Origin of the sequence: Nocardia amikacinitolerans (genome assembly GCF_900215415.1) — a bacterium.
Lineage (GTDB): Bacteria > Actinomycetota > Actinomycetes > Mycobacteriales > Mycobacteriaceae > Nocardia > Nocardia amikacinitolerans.
Genome location: NZ_OBEG01000004.1, coordinates 744,528 through 766,556 on the forward strand (window position 1 = coordinate 744,528; position 22,029 = coordinate 766,556).

Annotated in this window: 24 protein-coding genes; 9 read left to right on the top strand and 15 right to left on the bottom strand. The window is 67.2% G+C overall.

Going from position 1 to position 22,029, the window contains the following annotated elements; genetic code table 11:
- Positions 1–39: 39 nt before the first annotated feature.
- On the top strand, positions 40–675 hold the full coding sequence (locus CRP45_RS21715) for an HhH-GDP family DNA glycosylase (RefSeq protein ID WP_097246568.1): 636 nt from the start codon (positions 40–42) through the stop codon (positions 673–675).
- Between the two features lie 54 nt (positions 676–729).
- Positions 730–1,104: a hypothetical protein gene (locus tag CRP45_RS21720; RefSeq protein ID WP_143861514.1), complete on the top strand. Its 375-nt coding sequence runs from the start codon at positions 730–732 to the stop codon at positions 1,102–1,104.
- Positions 1,105–1,133: 29 nt separating this feature from the next.
- Here the strand turns inward: CRP45_RS21720 and CRP45_RS21725 are convergent, their stop codons facing one another.
- From CRP45_RS21725 to CRP45_RS21755, 7 genes are all read right to left on the bottom strand, one after another.
- Complete coding sequence (locus CRP45_RS21725) at positions 1,134–2,291, bottom strand: zinc-binding dehydrogenase (RefSeq protein ID WP_097246570.1); 1,158 nt, start codon at positions 2,289–2,291, stop codon at positions 1,134–1,136.
- Between the two features lie 160 nt (positions 2,292–2,451).
- On the bottom strand, positions 2,452–3,225 hold the full coding sequence (locus CRP45_RS21730) for an ESX secretion-associated protein EspG (protein ID WP_097246571.1): 774 nt from the start codon (positions 3,223–3,225) through the stop codon (positions 2,452–2,454).
- 22 nt (positions 3,226–3,247) lie between these two features.
- A complete protein-coding gene (locus CRP45_RS21735; RefSeq protein ID WP_097246572.1) occupies positions 3,248–4,576 on the bottom strand; it encodes a hypothetical protein in 1,329 nt (442 codons plus the stop codon).
- Positions 4,576–4,956: a hypothetical protein gene (locus CRP45_RS33480; RefSeq protein WP_143861515.1), complete on the bottom strand. Its 381-nt coding sequence runs from the start codon at positions 4,954–4,956 to the stop codon at positions 4,576–4,578. The genes CRP45_RS21735 and CRP45_RS33480 overlap by 1 nt, the downstream gene beginning before the upstream one ends.
- A gap of 16 nt (positions 4,957–4,972) precedes the next feature.
- On the bottom strand, positions 4,973–5,476 hold the full coding sequence (locus tag CRP45_RS21745) for a DUF3558 domain-containing protein (protein WP_169810923.1): 504 nt from the start codon (positions 5,474–5,476) through the stop codon (positions 4,973–4,975).
- A gap of 194 nt (positions 5,477–5,670) precedes the next feature.
- Positions 5,671–5,877: a DUF397 domain-containing protein gene (locus tag CRP45_RS21750; RefSeq protein WP_097246574.1), complete on the bottom strand. Its 207-nt coding sequence runs from the start codon at positions 5,875–5,877 to the stop codon at positions 5,671–5,673.
- Positions 5,874–6,752 carry a helix-turn-helix domain-containing protein gene (locus CRP45_RS21755; protein ID WP_097246575.1) on the bottom strand — a complete coding sequence of 293 codons (879 nt, stop codon included), beginning with the start codon at positions 6,750–6,752 and terminating at the stop codon, positions 5,874–5,876. Before CRP45_RS21755 ends, CRP45_RS21750 begins: the two co-directional genes overlap by 4 nt.
- Before the next feature lie 627 nt (positions 6,753–7,379).
- On the opposite strand from CRP45_RS21755, the gene CRP45_RS21760 reads away from it, so the two are divergent.
- Positions 7,380–7,658 (top strand): hypothetical protein, encoded by a 279-nt coding sequence (locus CRP45_RS21760; protein WP_143861516.1) that lies wholly within the window; start codon positions 7,380–7,382, stop codon positions 7,656–7,658.
- The gene (locus tag CRP45_RS21765; RefSeq protein ID WP_143861517.1) at positions 7,655–8,194 is read left to right on the top strand and encodes a hypothetical protein; all 540 of its coding nucleotides are present in this window, start codon (positions 7,655–7,657) and stop codon (positions 8,192–8,194) included. The genes CRP45_RS21760 and CRP45_RS21765 overlap by 4 nt, the downstream gene beginning before the upstream one ends.
- Positions 8,195–8,440: 246 nt before the next feature.
- Here the strand turns inward: CRP45_RS21765 and CRP45_RS21770 are convergent, their stop codons facing one another.
- The 4 genes from CRP45_RS21770 to CRP45_RS21790 all read right to left on the bottom strand — a co-directional run bounded on the left by CRP45_RS21770 (position 8,441) and on the right by CRP45_RS21790 (position 11,443).
- Positions 8,441–9,412: an aldo/keto reductase gene (locus CRP45_RS21770; protein WP_218841183.1), complete on the bottom strand. Its 972-nt coding sequence runs from the start codon at positions 9,410–9,412 to the stop codon at positions 8,441–8,443.
- Between the two features lie 81 nt (positions 9,413–9,493).
- The gene (locus tag CRP45_RS21775) at positions 9,494–9,748 is read right to left on the bottom strand and encodes a hypothetical protein (protein WP_097246579.1); all 255 of its coding nucleotides are present in this window, start codon (positions 9,746–9,748) and stop codon (positions 9,494–9,496) included.
- 265 nt (positions 9,749–10,013) lie between these two features.
- Positions 10,014–10,808, bottom strand: coding sequence for an oxidoreductase (locus CRP45_RS21785; protein ID WP_425436952.1), 795 nt, complete (start codon positions 10,806–10,808; stop codon positions 10,014–10,016).
- 56 nt (positions 10,809–10,864) lie between these two features.
- Positions 10,865–11,443, bottom strand: coding sequence for a TetR/AcrR family transcriptional regulator (locus tag CRP45_RS21790; RefSeq protein ID WP_067791778.1), 579 nt, complete (start codon positions 11,441–11,443; stop codon positions 10,865–10,867).
- 293 nt (positions 11,444–11,736) lie between these two features.
- Here CRP45_RS21790 and dnaK point away from each other — a divergent pair, with 293 nt between their 5' ends.
- The 5 genes from dnaK to CRP45_RS21815 all read left to right on the top strand — a co-directional run bounded on the left by dnaK (position 11,737) and on the right by CRP45_RS21815 (position 17,573).
- On the top strand, positions 11,737–13,584 hold the full coding sequence (gene dnaK / locus CRP45_RS21795; RefSeq protein ID WP_067791776.1) for a molecular chaperone DnaK: 1,848 nt from the start codon (positions 11,737–11,739) through the stop codon (positions 13,582–13,584).
- A complete protein-coding gene (grpE, locus tag CRP45_RS21800; protein WP_097246580.1) occupies positions 13,581–14,243 on the top strand; it encodes a nucleotide exchange factor GrpE in 663 nt (220 codons plus the stop codon). The genes dnaK and grpE overlap by 4 nt, the downstream gene beginning before the upstream one ends.
- 24 nt (positions 14,244–14,267) lie before the next feature.
- Entirely contained in the window at positions 14,268–15,425 is a 1,158-nt protein-coding gene (dnaJ, locus tag CRP45_RS21805) for a molecular chaperone DnaJ (protein WP_097246581.1), read from the top strand.
- Complete coding sequence (locus tag CRP45_RS21810) at positions 15,425–15,823, top strand: heat shock protein transcriptional repressor HspR (protein WP_097246582.1); 399 nt, start codon at positions 15,425–15,427, stop codon at positions 15,821–15,823. The genes dnaJ and CRP45_RS21810 overlap by 1 nt, the downstream gene beginning before the upstream one ends.
- A 580-nt stretch (positions 15,824–16,403) precedes the next feature.
- On the top strand, positions 16,404–17,573 hold the full coding sequence (locus CRP45_RS21815; RefSeq protein ID WP_097246583.1) for an FAD-binding oxidoreductase: 1,170 nt from the start codon (positions 16,404–16,406) through the stop codon (positions 17,571–17,573).
- 91 nt (positions 17,574–17,664) lie between these two features.
- On the opposite strand, the gene CRP45_RS21820 is transcribed toward CRP45_RS21815, so the two are convergent.
- From CRP45_RS21820 to CRP45_RS21835, 4 genes are all read right to left on the bottom strand, one after another.
- Positions 17,665–18,441 carry an FAD-binding oxidoreductase gene (locus CRP45_RS21820; RefSeq protein ID WP_097246584.1) on the bottom strand — a complete coding sequence of 259 codons (777 nt, stop codon included), beginning with the start codon at positions 18,439–18,441 and terminating at the stop codon, positions 17,665–17,667.
- Positions 18,442–18,482: 41 nt separating this feature from the next.
- Positions 18,483–19,640, bottom strand: coding sequence for an FAD-binding oxidoreductase (locus CRP45_RS21825; protein WP_067791765.1), 1,158 nt, complete (start codon positions 19,638–19,640; stop codon positions 18,483–18,485).
- Positions 19,641–19,957: 317 nt separating this feature from the next.
- Positions 19,958–20,824, bottom strand: a complete 867-nt coding sequence (locus CRP45_RS21830) for an LLM class flavin-dependent oxidoreductase (protein ID WP_097246585.1) — start codon at positions 20,822–20,824, stop codon at positions 19,958–19,960.
- A 28-nt stretch (positions 20,825–20,852) separates the two neighbouring features.
- Entirely contained in the window at positions 20,853–21,788 is a 936-nt protein-coding gene (locus CRP45_RS21835; RefSeq protein ID WP_097246586.1) for an NADP-dependent oxidoreductase, read from the bottom strand.
- Positions 21,789–22,029: the final 241 nt, after the last annotated feature.

The following is a 22,029-nucleotide window of genomic DNA, read 5'->3' on the forward strand; positions in this document are numbered from 1 at the left end:
CCCGGGTAGGCCACCGGTATCCCGAACGAGGAGGCCGTGATGAGCGATCGTGAAGTCGTCCGGACCCTGCTGGACCGGGCGGGCACCGGATACGCCGCCGAGGCGGGCATCAAGCTCGCCGACAAACCCGCGCCGCTGTTCCAACTGCTAATGCTGGCCGAACTGCTGAGCACCCGGATTTCCGCGGATATCGCGGTGGCCGCCGCCAAGGAGTTGATCGACAGCGGCTACGGCACGCCGCAGAAGGTGGCCGACGCCGACTGGCAGGAATTGGTCGACGCCCTCGGTCGCGCCCACTACAAGCGCTACGACGAGAGCACCGCGACCCGCCTCGGCGCGAACGCCCACCGCGTCATCGACCAGTACCACGGCGACCTGCGCGAACTGGCCTCCGCGGCCGACGGTGACGCCGACCGCGCCGCCGACCTCCTCCAGGAATTCGACGGCATCGGCCCCACCGGCAGCGACATCTTCTTGCGCGAAGTCCAGGACACCTGGCCATGGGCACGCCCTCATTTCGACGACCGCGCCCTCCGCGGCGCCCGCCGCGTCGGCCTCCCCACCGCCCCGGAGAAACTCGCCGACTTGGCGCCGCGCGACCGCGCCGCCGATCTCGCCGCCGCCTTGGTCCGCGTCACCTTGGACGACAAAATGGCCGAGGATCTCCCGACTTGATCCCGCTCGATAAACCGATAGCGGGATCCATGAACCCACATTTAGCATCGCGTGATGACGAAACAGCTTCGCCGCCGGGTGCTTACGGTGGGTGAGCAGCAGTACCTGTGGAAGACCTACCACCGACATGTGGACGGGTGCGAGGAAGTACTTCGGCTGCGGCGAATCGGGTCGGTGACAGGCCTGTCACTGATCTTCCGCCCCGACGGGGAGCGGCATATCCCAGACGGCGGGGTGTCCACTGCCGGTGAGATCTGGGTCGGTAACCGTTTTCTGAACCTGAACATGCCCGGCGTGGTCCGGGCGTTCGTAGACGCGGCCGTCGAGGCGGGCTGGATGGCCGAGACACGCACAGCCGGACGCCGCGACGGCTGGGACCTGTTCGATGAGGCCTACACCAGGAATGCCAACCGCTTATCGACGCTTTGAGCACCGAGTCCGAGTTCTCGGACGGTCACTTAGGGAGTGACCGCCGAGCTGGTCGGGTCGATCAGGATCTTGGCGTGCCGCTCCGGGTTGCCGAGCGCGGTGAAGGCGTTGTCGATGCCTTCCAGGCCGACGGTGCCGGTGATGAGCGGCGCCGGGTCGACCTTGCCGTCGGCGATCATGTGCAGGGTGTCGCGGAACTCGCCAGGGTCGTAGCCGAGCACGAAGCGCAGCTCGATCTCCTTGTTGATCGCCATCGCCGGGTGGAAGCGATCGGCTTCCATGCACACGCCGACCACGACGACCCGAGAAAGCGGCGGAGCGGCGGTGAGAATCTGGTCGATGATGCCAGGAACACCGACGCATTCGAAGATCACCGGCCCGGCGGGTCCGGCGTCGAACGTGTGCGCCAGCCGAAAGACGTACCACCACGGCAGATTCGGGACCCGCCGCAGGCGCTGCATGGTGTCGAAACCGAGACCGAGCAGATCCGTGACGCTACCGATCCCCTTCTTCGGCGCTGCCTCCCAAGGGGATTCGGCGGCCGGATCCACCACGACATCCGCACCGCACGCGGTGGCGAGCTCGCGGCGGCGCGGCGAGAAGTCGCTCGCGATCACCGTGCGAACGCCCGCCGCTTTGAGCATGCTGATCAACGCGAGACCGATCGGCCCGCACCCGATTACGAAAGCCGTCTGCCCCTTGCCGACCCGACCCTTGCGCACCGCGTGCCAGGCCACCGCCATCGGTTCGGTGAGCGCGGCCAATTCCGCCGAAAGCCCGTTCGGCACCGGCATGGTCATCGACTCCTGCACGACCACCTGCTCGGCGTAGCCGCCGGGCGCGGCCGTAGTCAGTCCGGTGAGGTGCGGTTGTCCGTCGTGCCGAATGATCGGCAGCGCGACCACTTTCGTCCCCGGCTTCCACCGCTTCCGGCAGTCGGGACCGTATTCGACTACCTCTCCGCTGAATTCGTGCCCGAGCACCACACTCTGCTCGGACCGCATGAACCCGTCGTACCCGGTCGCGCTCGCCAAGTCCGCCATCTCGTCGGCGTGCGTGCGAGCATGCAGATCGGACCCGCAGATCCCACACCGCACCACGTTGAGCAGAACCTGCCCGCGCCCCGGCCGGGGCGTCGGCAACTCCTCGACCTGGAACTTCGTATTCGTCACGACAGCGGCTCGCATCCGAAACTCCTCTCGAACCACCCCGCGCCGAACCTATCACCGCTCCACCCACCCCGGACCGATACCGGCCCGTTGGGACGCGTCCAGCGACCCCACACCGTGCAGGCCACCACGGCGAGCGCGGCGGCGACGCGTCGAGGGTGGGCAGTCGCGCCGCCGCTCAGAACGGAAGGTGGACCCCGCCGCGTACTTCGTCGACGGTGCGGGCGATCATCTGTCGCAGCGTGGCGGTGATACGGTCGGCGGTGCTGGGTTTGACGGTGAGCAAGTCAGAGCCGAAAGTGACATAGCGACCGTCATTTTCGACATCGTTGATCTGGAAATCCTTGCGGCCGTGCAGGTGCCGGTTGTCAGGGCTGCCCATCGCGTAGACCCCGACGTGGGCGACGAGGGTCATGGCGTTGGTGAAGAACTTCTCGAATTCTTCGCGCGGAGTGGGTTTCCAGGCGTCGCGGACGTGCGGGCGTGGCTGCTCGAGTTCGGTCGCGCTGACCTGGAGCTGTCGGCCGCGTCCTGGTCCGCGGTCGGGGAGTGCGTCGACCACGGCGCGTGCGACGTCACCGGCGGGCAGCAGCCGTAGCGTCACATCGCCGCCGTGGTCGTGGTCCTGGCCTGGCTCTTGGACGGCGATCGCACCGTGTTCGTGATGGACACCGGCGTGGGCGCGCAGCTTGCGCTCACGGCGCGGGCCCGCGAACCCGGCGAGTTCCACCCGCGCTTGCGGGGCAAGCAACACTTCCACCGCGCGCACCAGGCCGTCGTCGAGCTGCGAGTGCAGCGAGCGGGCCGCCGCCTGCCGCAGCCGCATGGTGTCTTCCGCGAATTCGGTGGTGTGCCGGTGTCGCAGCGGGTAGGGCAGCACGTCACGGCCGGTGGATTCCCACAGCGTCCGGAATTCGAGCGCGGTGAACCGCCAGCTCCGTACCTCGAGCATCGAAATGTCCCTGTCCGTCCGGTTATTCGCCGATCACCGGCGGCACGGTCTTGCCGATCGAGTCGAGTCCGGTGAGGGCTTCGCCGTTCTCCTGGTTGATGAGGTAATCCGGGATGCCCTTGCTGGATTCGTCGTCCTTGCCGCCGGGTCGCGCGCCTCCCATGCCACCCATGCCGGGCATGCCCGCACGCCCGGCGCCCGGTGCGCTGGACCTCGCGGCGGCCGGAGCACCCGGAGCGCCCGTGGCGGGTGTGCCGGGGATCGAGCGGCCAGGACCCGGCGTCGCCGCGTTCGGGTTGCCGGGCCCCGGTCCTGGGCCACCGGGGCCGGGGCCCGGGCTGCTCGGTGTGCCGGAGCCGGGTGTGGTCGGCGTCTGAGTCGAGGCGGGCGTGGTGGACGCGGGCGTCGTGTCGGTGGACTGCGGCGTCGAGGTGGGGTTGTCGGTGCCCGACGGGTTGGTCGACTCGTCCGGGTTCTCCTCGACGGGCGAACCCTGTTCGGGATTCTCGGTGCCCGTGGGTTTCTGGTCGCCGTTGTTACCGGTGCCGGTTCCGCCGCCACCGCCACCATTGCCGCCACCACCGTCACCTGGGCCGGGGCCGACCTTGGGGTCACCCGGCTTGGTGGTCTGCGCCGGGCGTGGAATCTGCGGCACGTTGGTGTCGGTCTCCAGCACCACCGGGGCGTACACGGTCTTCAGGACACGCAATGCCTCGGTCCTTGCGTTGTATTCGGCGACATCGTCGTTGCGCCAGCCACGCCCGGCGATCCAGGCCCGGGCATTGTCGATGCCGCTGCGGTGCTCCGGCGGATGCGGCACCAGTTGCTTGGTCGGTTCCAGCCCGGTCTGCAATTCCGCGAGCTTGTTGCCGGTCAGCTTCGCCGCGTTGGTGACCTGAGCGGCCTCCGCCGTGTAGCCGTTGACCGCGCCGAGCGCCGCGTCGCGCGCCGACCCCTTCCACACGCTGTCGTCGGTGGCCTTGGCCATCGCCTGGGAGAAGGTGTCCAGCGAGGTCTGATGCCGTTGGGCGATGGTGTTCCAGGTGGTGGACAGGCTGCTGACGGTCTCGATGCTGATCTGATCGACCCTACGGCGCAGTGTGGCGAGATCGTCGCGGTCGAACTCGTCGGTGCCCCGTACCTCCTTGGGCCGGTATGCGCCCTGGAAGCCGACGTCGCCTGCCCGGTCGCGCACGTCGGTGCGCTGGCGGTTGTACTTGTCCTGCACCGAGTACGGGTCGACCTCGGGCTGCAGCTCCTCACCGGATATCCAGTTGGTGAGACTGCGGAGCATGGCCGAGCCCAGCTGTCCCGGGTCGAAGATTTGCAGGCTGGCGGCAGGGTTGCCCATCAGCCGACCTGCTCGGTGGCGTTGGTGATCGGGGCGGCGTTCTCGACGTCTTGGCCGGTGATGCGTTTGAAGGAGATGGCCATGACCTCGCGCATGTTCTGCACGGTCTCGATGTGTTCGAGGATGACCTTGTCGATCGAATTGTCTTCGCCGGTGGCCTGTTTCAGGAACTTCTGGACGAGGTCGTTGCCCATGTTGAAGTCTCCGAATCCGGAGACGTTCTGCGCATTAGCGGTCAATCTGAGCAGATCCCGTAGATCGGCTAGTCGCTGGTCACATGCCTTTGCGCACAGATACGCGGCATTCTGGTCGTCAAGGTACAGCTCTCCCGCTCGGGCTTGGCTGGCAAGCTGGCTCCACTTCAATGCATTGTCACTCATACGATCCCCTCCCTGATCAACGCGGAAACGTGGGCACCATCGACTCGCCGACGCGGTACAGCACAGTGCACGGGTCTTCGACGCCATCCATTCTGGCCATGTTTTGGACCCGCAGTTGCACGACGCCCTGAGTGGCGGGGAAGAGGACGTCGCACAGGTCGTCCTTCGAGGCGCCCTCGACTTTGAATTGCCGACCTTGACGACCTGCGACCGTCACATCCTGGAATTCGACATTCCCGGGCTTGCGCTCGAACTCTTCAACGGTGCGGCCGGTCGAGAAAACAGTTATGAAGTACGTTTTCGCTGTCCACCCGCAGATTTCCCAGCCTGGCTGATGTACTCCGGCGATGCCTGACTCTTCGGTGGCTGGATCGGCTCCCGCCGCTCGCACGACGTCATCGGAAATGCCTGTGCACGGATTGAACAGAGCCGCTGCCGCCGTGCTGGTAGTCGTTGGCGACCCGCTCGTGTTGTCCACACACCCGACCGCGCCGGACGCGAGCACGACCCCGAGCAACATCAACGTGATTCGACGGCTCATCCCCACCCTCTCGCCCCGGACTCAGGTTTGGTCAAACGGTAGCAGATGCCGGACTGCCCGACCTGCTACGCCGACTGTCACGTGACTTGCGCTCATGAGCATGAGGACCTGGGCTGTGACTTGGTAAGCCGATGTCGGGGTCGCCGTCTGCGGGCCGCTCGGCGCCCGAATGATCAGGCGGGCCGGGTGAACCGACCGTCCACGACCGCCATAGTGAAGGCTTCCCACTCCTCCGCGGTGAAGGCCAGAGCCGGACCGGTCGGGTCCTTCGAATCACGAACACCGACCCGACCGGCATCGAGCCATGCCACCTCGACGCACGCCTCGCCATCTCCACTGTGCTTCGACTTGAACCAGATTGCGCTGGACAGTTCGTTCACCGTTCGTAACTCCTTGCCATGGTACGGATCAGATCTCTCGATGGTCGTTCCTCGAGTGCCGCACCTTGGAGGGCACCGTGAATCTCCTGAAAGCGCGCTACTTCGTCGCCTCTCTCGAAAATCGCGTTCCCGATCGCGCCTTCGGTATAGACAACCGATGGCTCATGCTGTGGGAAATCGATGACGATGTATGGCGGTATCGCCAAACCGGCAGGGAATCCAGCGGAGAATGGGACGACCCGCACGGATACGTTGTCGCGTGTCCCCATATCGGCGATATGGCGCAGCTGTGCGGCCATCGTGCGTTCAGACTCGACCACGGTGCGCAGCACCGACTCGTGCAGAAGAAATTCGGCTCGTAATGGTTTGTGACGCCGAGTAAGAATTGTGGATCGCCTCATGCGTAGAGCGACCCGCCGGTCCATCTCCTCGGGTGTGCAAGGACCTGGGGAAGCCACAGCGCGCCGCGCGTAGCCGGCAGTCTGCAACAACCCCGGTATGACGAGTGACTGGAAGAAGTGGAACCCCGCCGCTGCCGCCTCCAAATGCAGGTACGTATTGAACCCGGGCCGGATTACATCCCTGAAGTCCTCCCACCAGACCCGAGCATTGCCCTGTGCCGCAAGAATTTTCAGGTACTCCGTCCGCTCCTCCGGCACCCCGTAGTACTCACAGATGTACTCGACGTCCCGAACCTTCACCCGCTCGTTCTGCCCGAGTTCCAGCCGCCCCAGCGAGGATCGGCTGATCTCCAGCACTTCGGCGACCTCTTCGAGGGTGTACCCATTGGCCTGGCGCGCGTCGCGCAGCGCTCGGCCCAGTTGGCGGCGCGGCAGTGTCGTCGTCCTGCTCGCGCCCTTCTTGGCGCTCACCATCCTGCGTCCTCCCCTGCTCCCGCACGGTGCGATCGATGGTTACTCACGGCGAGAATCGTTGTGCGCCCGTCGCAACAGGGTTCCGAGTCGTATCGCCGACCCTCGAGGTCGTCGAACTGCCGCGTGGAGCACGCTGCGTAGCTTATGCACAAGACGTGCCACGCGGAAAGAAACGCGCGACCAGCGCGAACGTCTCCCGGCGACGGAATGCGCACCCGCCGAACGGATATGGGGGACGTCACTTCGAAGGAGAATGGAGCCGCCGAGTCCCGACGCAATCCAGGTTGGAGACGGCTTCTTCGTGGATGTGGCCCGAAGCTCCGTTGCCGGAGTTGTCCGTCCGTGCTCCCACGGTGTGCGTGGCGTTATCCCACCGCGAGAATTCCTGGGTAGTCGAGTCGGGAATCATGCTGGCGTGATAGGGCGATCGCTGGGAGTCGAGTGTTTCGTACCGCCCTGGTCGCGTGCGCTGCGCAGCATGACCCTATGACGCAGCGACAGCGAAATGAACTGACCACCGGATTGAATTCTGCGGGGGTACAACCTGTTTCGGACGCCAGGCCGACGGCGTTGGGGTTCGTGCGGGGCGGGGTGTCGGGGCAGGCCGCCGCTCGGCACGAGGTCGCTGTGCGGAGGCATGCGCGGGCCATGGGCTATCGGTACGTGTATACGGTGCGGCCGCCCGACGATTGCACCGATCCGGTCGGGTTCGTGCTCGGGCTCGCGGCGGCGGCGGGGATCGTCGCGATCGTTGTCCACGACCTGGCCCACGTCGACGACCGGCCCGCGCGGATCTGCGAGAACTTCGATCTGGAGACGGTATGCCCGCCGAGCACATGGGCGCGGGTCGGCGCACCAGCGCGTCCGCGACCGGCCCCGTCCTGCGATATCCACCGCGCGCCGTGATCGACGCGATGCTCGGGGCCATGCTGACCGAATGCCGCACCGACCCGGCCGCGTCCGGTTCCGGCACGGTCCACTTCTGGGGTTTCGCCCGCGCCGCCGACGCCGCCACCCACGACATGGCGCACACCGCGGTCGTCCTCGATCCCGATGCCGCGCGGTCGCCGATCCTCGAATCCGCCGAATGGTTGCTGCGCCGGTTCGGCGGGCGGCTGTGGGCATTCGGACTGGCGCACCGGACGAGTGGTGGGCTCGTCGCCGAAGCCGGTACGGCGGAGCGCGGGTCGGATGCCGAGGGCTCAGACCTCTGCGCCGCAACGATTTTCGATGCTCGCGCCCGGGCCTACACGACACTGAGCTACCTACACCTGGGCGAACTCCGCCAGACCCCAACCCGCGTGCACGACACCCGCGAAGCCATTGAAACCTGGATCGACCTGTTCGACCGCCGCGCACCCGCCGCACATGCCTGGGCGGCCGCGATCACCCTGGACCCCTGGGCCAACCACGCCGCGATAGCCCGGCTCCGGTCCGTGTGAAGCCTCCAGAACCTCGCGGCGCCTCCGCGGCCCGGATCACCGCTCGGCCGCGTTGGCGTCGTCGCCGATACAAGCCTCGTATCGGCTCCTCGTCCGCCGCAGGGTATTTCGCCACCCGACCTAGGCTGCGTCGTCGGTTGTGCTGTCCCCGGAGGCGTCGTTGCGGCACGACGACCGCTGACTGAGGACGCCCGGTTCTCGTGGTGCCGTGACGACGGCACCACGAGGCCCCGAACTCCTCGCGCCTCAGCCGTTGACGAAGGTGAGACTGGTCGGGTCGTAGCGGTGGCCGGCGATTTGGGAGGGCGGAGCGGCGGATTCGATGGCGATGAGGTCTTCGGGAGACAAGTCGACGGTGAGGGCGGCGAGGTTCTCCTCGAGGTAGCGCTGACGTCGGGTGCCGGGGATGGGGACGACGTCGTCGCCCCGGTGCTGCACCCAGGCCAGGGCGAGTTGCCCCGCGGTGACGCCCTTGGCCGTAGCGAGTTCGTCGAGTTTCGCGACGATCGCCAGGTTCTGTTCCAGGTTGCCGTCGGCGAAACGCGGCTGACTGCGGCGCATGTCGTTCTCCGCCAGTTCGGCGACCGAGTTGTATCTGCCGGTCAGGAAGCCGCGGCCGAGCGGGGAGAACGGGACGATACCGATCCCGAGTTCGCGGCAGACGGGGACGATCTCGGCCTCCAGATCGCGGGTCCACAGCGACCACTCGCTCTGCAGCGCGGCGATCGGATGCACCGCGTGCGCCCGCCGGATGGTCGACGCGCTCGCCTCGGAAAGTCCTAGGTGGCGGACCTTTCCGGCCCGAACCAACTCGGCCATGGCGCCGACGGTCTCCTCGATCGGCACTTGCGGATCGACGCGATGCTGGTAGTAGAGGTCGATGTGGTCGACGCCGAGCCTGCGCAGCGACGCGTCGCACGCCTGCCGTACGTAGGCGGCGTCGCCGCGGATCGAGGTGGGTTCGCCGAGACGGTTGGCGAAGCCGAACTTCGTGGCGAGCACGGCCTCGTCGCGGCGTCCGGCGATGGCCCGGCCGATCAGCTCCTCGTTGTGGCCGGAGCCGTAGAAGTCGGCGGTGTCGAGGAGAGTCACGCCGAGGTCGAGGGCGCGGTGCAGCGTGGCGATCGACTCATCGTCGTCCGCCGCGCCGTACGCGTGGCTCATGCCCATGCACCCCAGACCCTGCGCGGAGACCGCGAGTTCGCCGAGATGCCGGATGCGGCCGTCGATCATGGTGCTACCTCCTGTGCTCGAAAAACGTTCCGGCACAGAACGCTATGAGCTGGAGTGCGCTCCATGTCAACGCACTGCGAACAAAACGATCGACCCCAGCACAACGAGCCCCGACATGACCCATCCCACAGTGTTTCCCAACCGGACCCGCGACGCCCGGGCCGCTCGGTCCAACCCTTCCTCCTTCGCCGACGGCAGGAAGAACAACACGATGAACCCGATCGGGCCGGCCGCCAGCAACCACGCCAACGGTTGCAGCCCCTTCTTGTACGCGAGCGTGCCGACCAAAGCGATCATGGCGATCCCGATTACGACCCGCATCCGTCCTCATCCCCGAGCTTCGTGCTGACCTGCCTGCATCGGCCCGCTGGAAATGCTTGTTACACAGTCGAAGCGGGACCACGACGCTGCCTACTGCGTCGACAGGCGGCATGCACTGCCTGCCGACGCTAGGGCAGCAGCGTGAAGATGTCGGTGTGTCTCGGGCGAACTACGGAAAAATGGCGTCCATCTGTGGTGGCTATCTGCGTCAGGTTCCGCCGTTCGGCCGTGGCGCCGTCCGCCTCATGGTATGCCAGCATGCCCTTCAGACCGACTTGACGATCCCCCCGTCGATCAGATGATCCGACCCCGTGATGCTGCCGGCCACATCCGAAAGCAGGAACGTGATCAGCGCCGCGACCTCGTCCGGCTCCGTGATCCGCCCCGTCACCATCCCCATCCGCGCGGGCACGTGATTCAAGAATTCGGATTGCTCCAGCGCGACAGCCGCCGCCAGTTTTCCGCCGAAACCGTCCGGCGCCTCCCAGATATCGGTCCGCACCGGACCAGGGGACACGGTAGCGACCCGAACCCCTTGCGGTCCAAGCTCTTCGGACAGCCCCTTGCCGAACGCGGTGAGCGCGGCCTTGGCGACGTGGTAGGCCAGCGGCGGTCCGGCCGGGCGGCGCGCGCCGATCGACGACACATTCACGATCGCGCCGCCGCCATCGGTCAAGAACGGCAGTGCCGCCCTGGTGACCCGCACAGCGGCGAAGAGATTGAGGTCGAACACTTCTCGCCAGTGCGCGTCGTCGATATCGGCGAATCCACCGATGTCCACCGCGTCGCCGCCGCCGACGTTGTTGACCAGCAGATCGATGCCGCCGAGCTCGGCAGTTGCGCGCTCCACCAGTTCGGCCGCCCCCTCGGGCGCGGCGAGGTCGACCGCCACGGGCACCGCACCCGCCGCCTCGAGTTCGGCGGTGGGTTTGCGCGCCGCGCCGACGACGCGCACGCCCTCGGCGGTCAGCCGGCGCACCGTCGCGAGCCCGATGCCCCGACTGGCGCCGGTGACGACCGCGGTCTTGCCGTTGAGCTGGAGATCCATGTTGCCTTCCATTCTTTAACTAGAGGTACAAAACTTGGGCGCGCGAAAGCGCATCCGAAACAGGGAGCTCAGAGCGAGTCGATCACCGCGTCGATCGTGCGCATCGAACGGTCCGGCCCGTCGGCCGTCTTGGACAACACCTGCATCCCGACCAACGTGCTCAGCAGCATGCTCGCCGTCGCCCGCGGATCCCGGCCCCGGTCGATCTCCCCGGCGCGCTGCCCTTCCTCGATGGCGGCCTGGAACGCCGCCTCTGTGCGGTCGAACATCCGCCCGACCAGCGCGGTGGCCTCCGCGTCCACGCCACCGAGTGCCGCCGCCGTGTTCACCGCGAGGCAGCCGCGGCGATCCGGATCGGTGAGATTGGCCTCCGCGACCAGCCGCAACGCGTCGCGCAGCCGCTCCTTGACCGGTCCGGATTGCTCGAGCAGTCCCGTGACGGTCGCGGACTGGTTGTCCCGGTAGTGCTCGAGCGCCCGCTCGAACAGCGCGTGCTTGCTGCCGAAGGTGTTGTAGAGGCTGCCTTTTCCGATACCGAGCGCGTCGACGAGGTCCTGCGGGGTCGTGTCGGCATAGCCCTTGCGCCAGAAAACCTCGGTCGCCCGCGCGACGGCGGCGTCCGGATCGAACTGTTTCGGCCTGCCCACGCGATCGAGCCTAGCCAGTTTTGTACCCGTAGGTCAATTTAGGAATTCCGGGAATAGGTCGCGCAGGTCGGCGGTTGAGCTTGTCGACGACGTTGAGCGCGTCGGACTCAAGTTTGAGTTGACGCCCGGTGCGGATCGGTGCAGGATTGAGCCGACCACGCTCAGCGTTGCTGGGATCGTGCTCCGTGAGGTGCTAGGGGCGAGGTCTCGCGGCGGTCGCAAGACACGCCGTAGGGCGGGCCGGACTCGCCCGGCACCGACACAAGCAAGAACGTCAATCAGGAGGAAACAACATGGCTCGTGCGGTCGGAATCGACCTCGGGACCACGAACTCGGTCGTCGCCGTTCTCGAAGGCGGCGAGCCGGTGGTCGTCGCCAACTCGGAAGGATCGCGCACCACCCCGTCGATCGTCGCTTTCGCGAAGAACGGCGAGGTGCTGGTCGGTCAGCCTGCGAAGAACCAGGCCGTCACCAACGTCGACCGCACCATCCGCTCCGTCAAGCGCCACATCGGCACGGACTGGTCCGTCGGGATCGATGAGAAGAAGTACACCGCGCAGGAGATCAGCGCCCGCGTGCTGATGAAGCTCAAGCGCGACGCGGAGGCCTACCTCGGTGAGGAGATCACCGACGCGGTCATCACCGTGCCCGCCTACTTCGAGGACTCGCAGCGCCAGGCGACCAAGGAAGCCGGTCAGATCGCCGGTCTGAACGTGCTGCGCATCGTCAACGAGCCCACCGCGGCCGCGCTGGCGTACGGCCTGGACAAGGGCGACAAGGAACAGACCATCCTGGTCTTCGACCTCGGTGGCGGCACCTTCGACGTCTCGCTGCTGGAGATCGGCGAGGGCGTCGTCGAGGTCCGCGCCACCTCCGGTGACAACCACCTCGGTGGTGACGACTGGGACGAGCGCGTCGTCAAGTGGCTGGTCGACAAGTTCAAGGGCAGCTCGGGCATCGACCTGACCAAGGACAAGATGGCCATGCAGCGGCTGCGCGAGGCCGCCGAGAAGGCCAAGATCGAGCTGTCGTCGTCGCAGTCGACCTCGATCAACCTGCCCTACATCACCGTCGACGCGGACAAGAACCCGCTGTTCCTCGACGAGCAGCTGACCCGCGCCGAGTTCCAGAAGATCACCTCGGACCTGCTCGACCGCACCCGCGCGCCGTTCCAGTCCGTGATCAAGGACGCGGGCATCAACGTCGCCGACATCGACCACGTGGTCCTCGTCGGCGGTTCGACCCGTATGCCCGCCGTCTCGGACCTGGTCCGCGAGCTGACCGGCGGCAAGGAGCCCAACAAGGGCGTGAACCCGGACGAGGTCGTCGCCGTCGGCGCCGCCCTGCAGGCCGGTGTGCTCAAGGGTGAGGTCAAGGACGTCCTGCTGCTCGATGTGACCCCGCTGTCGCTGGGCATCGAGACCAAGGGCGGCGTGATGACCAAGCTCATCGAGCGCAACACCACCATCCCGACCAAGCGCTCGGAGACCTTCACCACCGCCGACGACAACCAGCCGTCGGTGCAAATCCAGGTGTTCCAGGGTGAGCGCGAGATCGCCTCGCACAACAAGCTGCTCGGCTCCTTCGAGCTGACCGGCATCCCCCCGGCCCCGCGCGGCGTGCCGCAGATCGAGGTCACCTTCGACATCGACGCCAACGGCATCGTGCACGTCACCGCGAAGGACAAGGGCACCGGCAAGGAGAACACGATCAAGATCCAGGACGGCTCCGGCCTGTCCAAGGAGGAGATCGACCGCATGGTGAAGGACGCCGAGGCGCACGCGGCCGAGGACAAGGCGCGGCGCGAGGAGGCGGAGACCCGCAACCAGGCCGAGTCGCTGGTGCACCAGACCGAGAAGTTCATCAAGGAGAACGAGGACAAGGTGCCCGCGGACGTCAAGTCCAAGGTCGAGGCGGCCATCGCCGAGGCCAACGAGGCGCTGAAGGGCACCGACATCGCGGCAGTGAAGTCCGCGGTGGAGAAGCTCGCCACCGAGTCGCAGGCACTCGGCCAGGCCATCTACGAGGCCTCTGCCGCCGAGCAGGCCGCGTCCGGCAACGGCGCGTCCAGCTCCGCGAACGACGACCAGGTCGTTGATGCCGAGGTCGTCGACGAGCCGGTCGACACGGAGAAGAAGTGACCGAGGACAACCAGGGCGATTCGGCACAGGAGCCGATCACCTTCGTCGACAAGCGCAAGGTCGACCCGGCCACCGGTGAGGTTCGGGAGCCGGTCGCGGATACCGCGGCCGGGCCCGGCCCCGAGGGCGGGAACGGTGCGGAAGGCAACGGCGTCGGGACTCCCGAGGCAGCCGAGACGCTGGCCGACACCATCAGTGGCGAGCTGGCCGAGCGCACCGCCGACCTGCAGCGGCTGACCGCGGAATACGCCAACTACCGGCGCCGCGTCGAGCGCGACCGCAAGGCCGCCATCGACGGCGCCAAGGCGGCCGTCGTCACCGAACTGCTCGGCGTGCTCGACGATCTGGATCGCGCGAGGGCCCACGGCGACCTGGAGTCCGGACCGCTGAAGTCGGTGGCGGACAAGCTGGTCGACGCGCTGCGCAAGCAAGGCCTCGAGGAGTTCGGCGCGGAGGGCGAGCCCTTCGACCCGACCCTGCACGAGGCCGTGCAGCACGAGGGTTCCGGCGCGGATCCGGTGCTCGGTGTCGTGATGCGCAAGGGCTATCGGTTCGGCGATCGGGTGCTTCGGCACGCGCTCGTCGGGGTAACCGATGGCGTGGCCGATCTGGCCGCGAACGAGGCATCGGATGTAGATGCCAATGCGGACGACAATTAACACTGCGAAAGGAGGAGATACTCGGTGAGCCAACGGGAGTGGATCGAAAAGGACTTCTACAAGGAGCTGGGTATCTCCTCCAGCGCTTCGCAGGACGAGGTCAAGAAGGCCTACCGCAAGCTCGCCCGCGACCTGCATCCGGACGCCAATCCGGGTGACACCAAGGCCGAGGAGCGCTTCAAGGCCGTCAGCGAGGCGCACGCCGTGCTGTCGGATCCGGCCAAGCGCAAAGAGTACGACGACACGCGAAAGCTCTTCGCGGGCGGCGGTTATCCGCGCGGCGGGTTCACAACCGGTGGCGGGGGCGGTTTCTCGCAGGACTTCAACATCGGCGACATCTTCGGCGGCGCGACCACGGGCGACGGCGGACTCGGCGACCTGCTCGGTGGCTTGTTCAACCGGGGCGGCTCGCGCACAACGAGTCGTCCCCGGCGGGGCGCCGACGTGGAGACCGAGACGACCCTCGGTTTCCGTGAGGCCGCGCAGGGCGTCACCGTTCCGCTGCGGATGACGAGTCCGTCGCCGTGCACCACGTGTCACGGCAGCGGCGCGAAGCCGGGGACCAGTCCCCGGGTCTGCCCCATCTGCAACGGCACCGGTGTGGTCAGCCGCAACCAGGGTGCGTTCGGCTTCAGCGAGCCGTGCGACGAGTGCCGGGGTTCCGGCTCGATCATCGACGACCCGTGCGCCGACTGCCACGGCAACGGCATCCAGAACCGCACCCGCACCATCACGGTGCGGATTCCGCCCGGTGTCAGCGACGGCCAGCGGATCCGGTTGACCGGACAGGGTGAGGCGGGACTGCGCGGTGCGCCTTCGGGCGACCTGTATGTCACCGTGCACGTCAGCCAGGACAAGGTCTTCGGCCGCAACGGCGACGACCTGACTCTGGTGCTGCCGGTCAGTTACGCTGAGTTGGTGCTCGGCACAACGGTTTCCGTGCCCACCTTGGAAGGGCGCGTCGGCGTCAAGGTGCCGCCGGGCACCGCCGACGGCCGGATCCTGCGGGTGCGCGGCCGCGGCGTTCCCAAGCGCGGCGGCGGCGCCGGTGACCTGCTGGTCACCGTCAAGGTCGCGGTGCCGCAGAAACTGGACAGCGATGCCGTCGACGCGCTGAAGCGCTACCAGGAGGCGGAGAAGTCCAGCGGATTCGATCCTCGTGCGGGATGGGCAGGTGCGTGATGTCCACTGATCCGAAGAATGCGTCCGGTGGGTCGCGAACCGAGTTCTTCATGATCTCGGTGGCGGCACAGCTGGCGGGCATGCACGCGCAGACCCTGCGCACCTATGACCGCCTCGGACTTGTGACGCCGCAACGCACTTCGGGTGGCGGGCGACGTTACTCGGCGCGGGACGTCGAGCTGCTGCGCGAAGTGCAGCGGCTGTCCCAAGACGAGGGCGTGAACCTGGCGGGCATCAAACGCATCATCGAATTGACCAATCAGGTCGAGGAATTGCGCGAGCAACTCGCCCAGACGCGTGCGGAGCTGGAGCGGCTGCGGGCGGGCTACCGTCCGGATCTCTCTCCGCCGCAGCGCAGTACGGCGCTGGTGGTCTGGAAGCCACGCAACAAGCGCTGAGGCGAAGGGTTCTCGGGCCCCGCTGCCGACTCTTTCCGGTCGGAGCGGGGCCCTTCGATATTTCTGGTCAATTGATCAGTAGTTCGCCCTGTGTGCGAAATGCGCAGGACGCTCTGCGCGATTATCAGTGCAAGTTTGCTGAAAAGTGCCCGAGTTTGCTGGCGCGCAAGTATTTTCGCGGTCGAATTCGTACGGTGTATCGAACCGAGCGGTTCTCTTCTTTCTTGCCCGCCGGGATGCGCGGAAGTTGCTCTCGCGCGAACTTCGATGGCGCACAAAGGGTTGCCGCAGGATCGCTCGGCTCGGGTCAACTGGACGAGTCTTGCAAAGCGGGGCGCGCGAATTCGGTGGAGATATGACCGAATTAGCCGCTCTAGCGCAGTCTTTCGGTCTGTTATTTGCGAGTTTTGCTCTTCCGATTCTTGTTTTGGTGGAATTACACGCGTGATGTTCGACGGTGGCATTCCGTTGCTGGCTAACCTCGCTTACACTCCTTGGCATCGGCTGCTGTCGAGTGTCCCGCAGCACCTCACTCGCCGGCGCGCATTGTGTTCTAGTGCGAAATGGGGTTGTGACACAAATGGATTCGCGGACTGTCGCTTTGATCAGAACGACGTTCAAGGCGGTTGCTGCGGAGGAAGGGGGGCCGGAAAGACTAGCCAGGTCGTTCTACGCGATCCTGTTCTCGGACTATCCGCAGGTCCGCGATTTCTTCCCCGCCGCAATGGATTCGCAGCGTGACCGTCTGGTCAAAGCCATCGGTTACGCGCTCGACCGGCTCGAGGAACCGAACAAGCTGTTGCCGTTCCTCGCCCAACTCGGCCGCGATCACCGCAAATACGGTGTGCAAGCCGAACACTACGTCGCGGTGGCCACTTCGCTGAAGACCGCGATGCGGCGCTTCGCGGGCACCGAGATGTGGACCGACGAGGTCGAAAGGGCCTGGGACGAGGGCCTGACGGTCATCGGCGAAACCATGATGGGCGCCGCCGAGAAGGAGGCGACACCCGCCGTCTGGTCCGGCCGGGTGCTGGAGAACCGGCTCGTCCTACGCAATCTGGCCATCGTGCGATTACAGCTCGACCAGCCGATGCAATACGCCGCGGGCCAATACATGAGCGTGCAGATCCCGTCGCGTCCGCGGATGTGGCGGTACCTCTCACCCGCCGTCCCCGCGAATGCCAACGGCGAGATCGAGTTCCACGTGCGCGGCGTGCTCGGCGGCTGGGTCAGCCCGGCCATCGTCGGCCAGACGCAGGTGGGTGATCAGTGGCTGATCGGCTCGCCGCTCGGCGGACTCGGCGTGCCGCGCAACACCAAACGCAAGATGCTCATGGTGGGCTGCGGCACCGGTATCGCGCCGCTGCGCGCCCAGCTCATGCAGATGGCGCTGCGGCGAACCAATCCGAAGGTGCACCTGTTCGTCGGCGGGCATCACCCGTGCGATCTCTACGATCTGGAGACGCTGAGCAAGCTGGCCATGGCCAACCGCTGGCTGACCGTCACGCCGGTCAGCGAGAGCGACGAAAACCCCTGGTGGCATTACGAAGCCGGGGAGGTCGAGCGAATATGGCCCGGCCTGGAGCCGCGCATGACCGGCCAGATCGGCAAGGTCGTCGCCAGCTACGGGCCGTGGGCCGATCGCGACGTGCAGATCGTCGGCTCGCCCTCGATGGTGCAGACCACCAAGTTCCGCCTGATGGCGGCGGGCACCCAGACCAAGAACATCCGGCACGATCCGCTGTTCTGAGTCGTCGTTCCGGCGAAGGTCGGGATCCAAGCGGGTGACGACTATCCGCGGGTCTGCGACTGGATCCCGGCCTTCGCCGGAACGATGGCTGTCAAAGCCCTTCGTACTGAATGCGTTCGGCGGGGGTGCCGGTCTCGACCAGCCGATCCAGCGTGGCCCGCGTCATCGCGGGGGAACCGCAGACGAGCACCTGGTGGTGATCGAAGGCGCCGTGCGAGGCGATCACGTCGGCGAGGGTGCCCTCGAGCAGGTCGTCCGCGGGGAAGCCGATGTCGACGCGCGTCTGCTCGTACCACTCGTCTTCCCAGTTCGGGTCCTCCAGGCTCTCCACCACCGGCACGACGGTGAGCCAGTCCAGCTCCTCGGCGAGCAGGTAGAGCATGTCGGCGGCGTACAGGTCGCGCGGGGAACTGCCGCCGACGAACAGGTAGGTGCGCGGCGGCTCCGGCACCCTCGCCAGTTCCAGGATCTGCGAACGCATCGGCGCCAAGCCGGTGCCGCCCGCGATCATCACCACCTCGTCGCCCTCCGGGTCGACGGTGAAGGCGCCCTGTGGCGCGGCGATGCGCCACTCGTCGCCCGGCTGGGTGTCGGCGACCAACGAGCCGCTGAGCCAGCCGCCGGGCACGGTGCGCACGTGGAACTCCAGCTTGCCGTCCAGCGAGGGCGGTAGCGCGGGGGAGAGCCTGCGGCGAACTCCGGGCTGCTGCGGAACCCTGACCTCGACGGATTGGCCTGCGACGAACGGCACGAACTCGCCGATCAGGCGGATGACCGCCACGTCGTGGCGTAAGCGGTGGTGGCCGACGACGGTCGAGGTCCACTCCGCTTGCGCGACTCCGTTGCCGAGCGCGCCCGGCTCCGTCATGAGAACTCCTTTTGTAGTTGTGCGGCGCGGGCCGCGGTGGATCAGACGGGATCGCAGCTGATGACGTGCTCCGGCGTCCCGACCGCGATGAGTGCCCTGCGGGTGTCGGCGATCATCCGCGCCGAGCCCGCGATCTGGATCTGACGGTCGGCCCATGCGCCGAAGCTGGCCACCACCGCGCCCAGATTGCCGACCAGCGTGCGGTGCATGCCGTAGGGCGCGTCGGCGGCGGGGTGCGGGTACCACCACGGGTTGGTCTTCTGCTCGCAGACCGGGACGATGGTGAGCCACGGATTGCTCTGCGAGAGCTGCCACATGTTCTCCACGTCGTAGAGATCGCACGGGTAGCGGCCGCCGATGAAGAAGTGCACGCGCGGGTTGATACCGCGCTGGCTCATCTCGATGAGCTGGGCGCGCAGCGGGGCGATGCCGGTGCCCGCGCCGATCAGCAGCACGTCGCGCCCGGCGTCGCGGTCGACGTGCAGGCCGCCGAGCGGGCCGCCGATCAGCCAGCGATCGCCCACCTGCGTCTCGTTGACGATGGCCGGGCTCACCCAGCCGCCGCGGATCTTGCGCACGTGAAATTCGATCTCGCCGTAAGGATTCGACGGGATCGCCGGTGAGAAGTAGCGCCACATCTTCGGCCTTTGCGGCACGGCGACGGGCACGTACTGCCCGGCCTGGTAGGGCACGGGCGAATCCGACTGCAAACGCACGATGGCCAGGTCTTCGAGCACCCTGCGGTGGCCGACCACCGTCGCCTCCCAGTACGGCTGGGACTTGTCGGAGTTGGCGCCGATGGCCATCGACGCCGAGATCAGGATGGTGATGTCGCGCCAGCCCTCTTCGAGCTGACGGTTCCACATCGCGCCGTTGTACACGCGGAACGCGGCGAGCAGCGCGCGGCCCGCCTGGTCGTAGTGTGCGGCCTCGACGCCGTATTTCCGATGGTCGCGCGCCAGCTGCTCGAGAAACTTCTGCGCGCGGTCCCAGTCCTCCAGGTGGTCGAGCACGAACTGGATGGCCGTGGCCAGCCGCTTCGGTTGCATGTCCATCGCGGGCGGGAACAGCTCGCGCAAACGCGGGTTCTCGGCGAACAGATGACCATAGAACGCACTGATCAACCGCTCGGGTCCGCCCGGTGACTCGCTCACCGAACGGAAATTGGCGCGGACCAGCGCTGCCGAACGCGCATCCACGACGAGATTCCCTTCCTTCCCGCTTGTAGCTGCGCATCCGCTATTCGACTGCTGCGCAGGGACTGGCCGTAACCGGCGGTCCTTCGGGGTACAAGTATCCCCGAAAAGTCCATGGTCGTGTGGGTATGCGCAGCTTGCTCTCGACCGCTCCGAGTTATCCCTCGGCTAAGTCGGCAGCTCGGGATGTCGGCCCGGCCTGCTCTCGCGGCGCTCACGCGCCCGCTGCTGCCTCGCTGCGCTCGGCCCCATCGTTGGGCCACCGACCACAATAACCAAGCTCGGCGAGTGCGACGACCGGATGTGACGAGGTAGTAGGCCTAGGTCCCCGCAACGGCTGCGCGAACGGCGGGGGCTACCTGCTCCGCGTAGCGGCGGATCTGTTCGGCCGGGTCGCCCTCGGTGGGCCAGAAGACGAAGCCGTCGATGCGTTGCTCGGCGTGCAGCGCGGTCAGATCGTCCACCCACCGGCTCGCCGGACCCTCCAGGAAGCCGTGGTCGACGCCGTTGTCGGTGATGGTGCCCGAGACGTTGTAGACACGGCGGATCGCGTGTGGGTTCCGGCCCGCGCCCACCGCCGCGTCGTCGATCCGCTTGCCCGCCTCGGTGAGGAACTCGGGCGGCGCCCAGGCGGCCGAGGGCAGCCAGCCGTCGGCGAGCGTGCCGGTCAACGTCAGCATGCGGGGTCCCATCGCGCCGAGCCAGATGCCGGGATCGTGCCGCGGACGCGGGCCGGGGTGCGCACCCGTGAGCCGGTGGAACGCGCCGGGCACCCGGACCGCGCGCTCGTCGCTCCACATCGCGCGGATGACGTGGATCGCCTCGGCCAGCGCCCGCACCGCCTCGCCCTTGCTCAGCCGCTCACCGCCCATGGCCGCGATGGCGTCCCAGAACGCGCCGGCTCCGAGCCCGAGCTGGATTCGACCGCCCGTCATGATGTCCAGGGAGGCAACGGATTTCGCGAGCACCGCGGGGTTGCGCAGCGGCAGGTTCGCGACGTCGGGGAAGAAGGCGATCCGTTCGGTGCGCACGGCGAGCGCCGTGATCAGGGTCCAGGTGTCGAGGAAGCGGCGCTGGTAGGGGTGGTCTTGGATGCCGATGAGGTCGAGCCCGGCGGATTCGGCGTAGGCCGCCAGCTCGGTGAGCTGGCGGTAGTCGTCGGCGTCGGGGATCAGAAGAGGCCGAATTCGACCGGACGAGCGCTCATTTCGCGGCTCAGATGGCCAGGACGGTCTTGCCGCGCGCGCCCGTCGCGCCGAGCACGGCGGGCGCTTCCTCCAGCGGGACGGTCGCGTCGATGGGCACCACCACGTCGCCCGCCGCGACGCGATCGAGCAGCCGGGTCAGTTCCGGCGCCCGGCCCTTGGACTCGAAGTTCCCGCCGCGTAGCCCGCGCTCACGCAGCGCGGCCTCGTCGGCCGAGAAGACGGTGGTGTAGACGGCGCCGCCCGCGCGCACGAGTTCGGTCAGCGGCGCGAGCGCCTCGGGCGCGCTGACCAGATCGAAGAGCACGTCGATGCCGTCGGGTTCGGTCGACCGCACCGAATCGGCGACGGACGCGCGGGTGTAGTCCACCGTCTCCGCCGCGCCCAGCCTGGCCATCTGGTCGGCCGCGTCGCCGCGCGCCGTCGCGATGACGTGCGCGCCCGCCATATTGGCCAGCTGCACGAGGAACGACCCGACACCGCCGGTGGCGCCGACGATCAGCACCTTCTGGCCGGGCCGTATCTGGGCCGCGTCGACCAGGTCCTGCGCCGTGACGCCCGCGGTCGGCAGCGCGGCGGCCGCCATCGTGGTGACCGATTCCGGGATGGGCACCAGCGTCGCGTCCTCCGGGAGCACCGAGAACTCGGCGAAGCTGCCGTGCCCGGCGGGCGGGACGAGGAACTTGCCGACCACCCGATCGCCGATCTCGAACTTGGTGACGCCGGGGCCTACCGCCGCGACGCTGCCCGCACCGTCCACGCCGAGGATCGCCGGAAAGTCGTGCGGCATCCTGCCTTCCAGGATGCCCTTGGCCATCTTCAGGTCGAAGGGGTTGACGCCCGCGGCGTCGAGCTGCACCTTGACCGCTTGCGCGCCCGGCTCGGGTTCCGGCATCTCGGCAGGCTCGACGGGTTCTCCGAACTTCCGTATCACGATCGCGCGCATCGGTTCCGCTCCTCGGTTCGGCTGAAGGGTGATGCATCAACTAACCGTTTTGTGGTGCTCGTATGCATCCCTACACCACCGACGCCGTGATTCATCGCATTCGGCGATGGCGCGGCGTAGCGTTGAGCCGCGGAATCGGCCGGGTGGCGGGCCGGAAAATTTTTAAACTTGAGCGGAACAGACTCAACCTCTCGCACGTTGGACCGATTGGAACAGCACGAGCCCGCGCGTGATCGCGTGC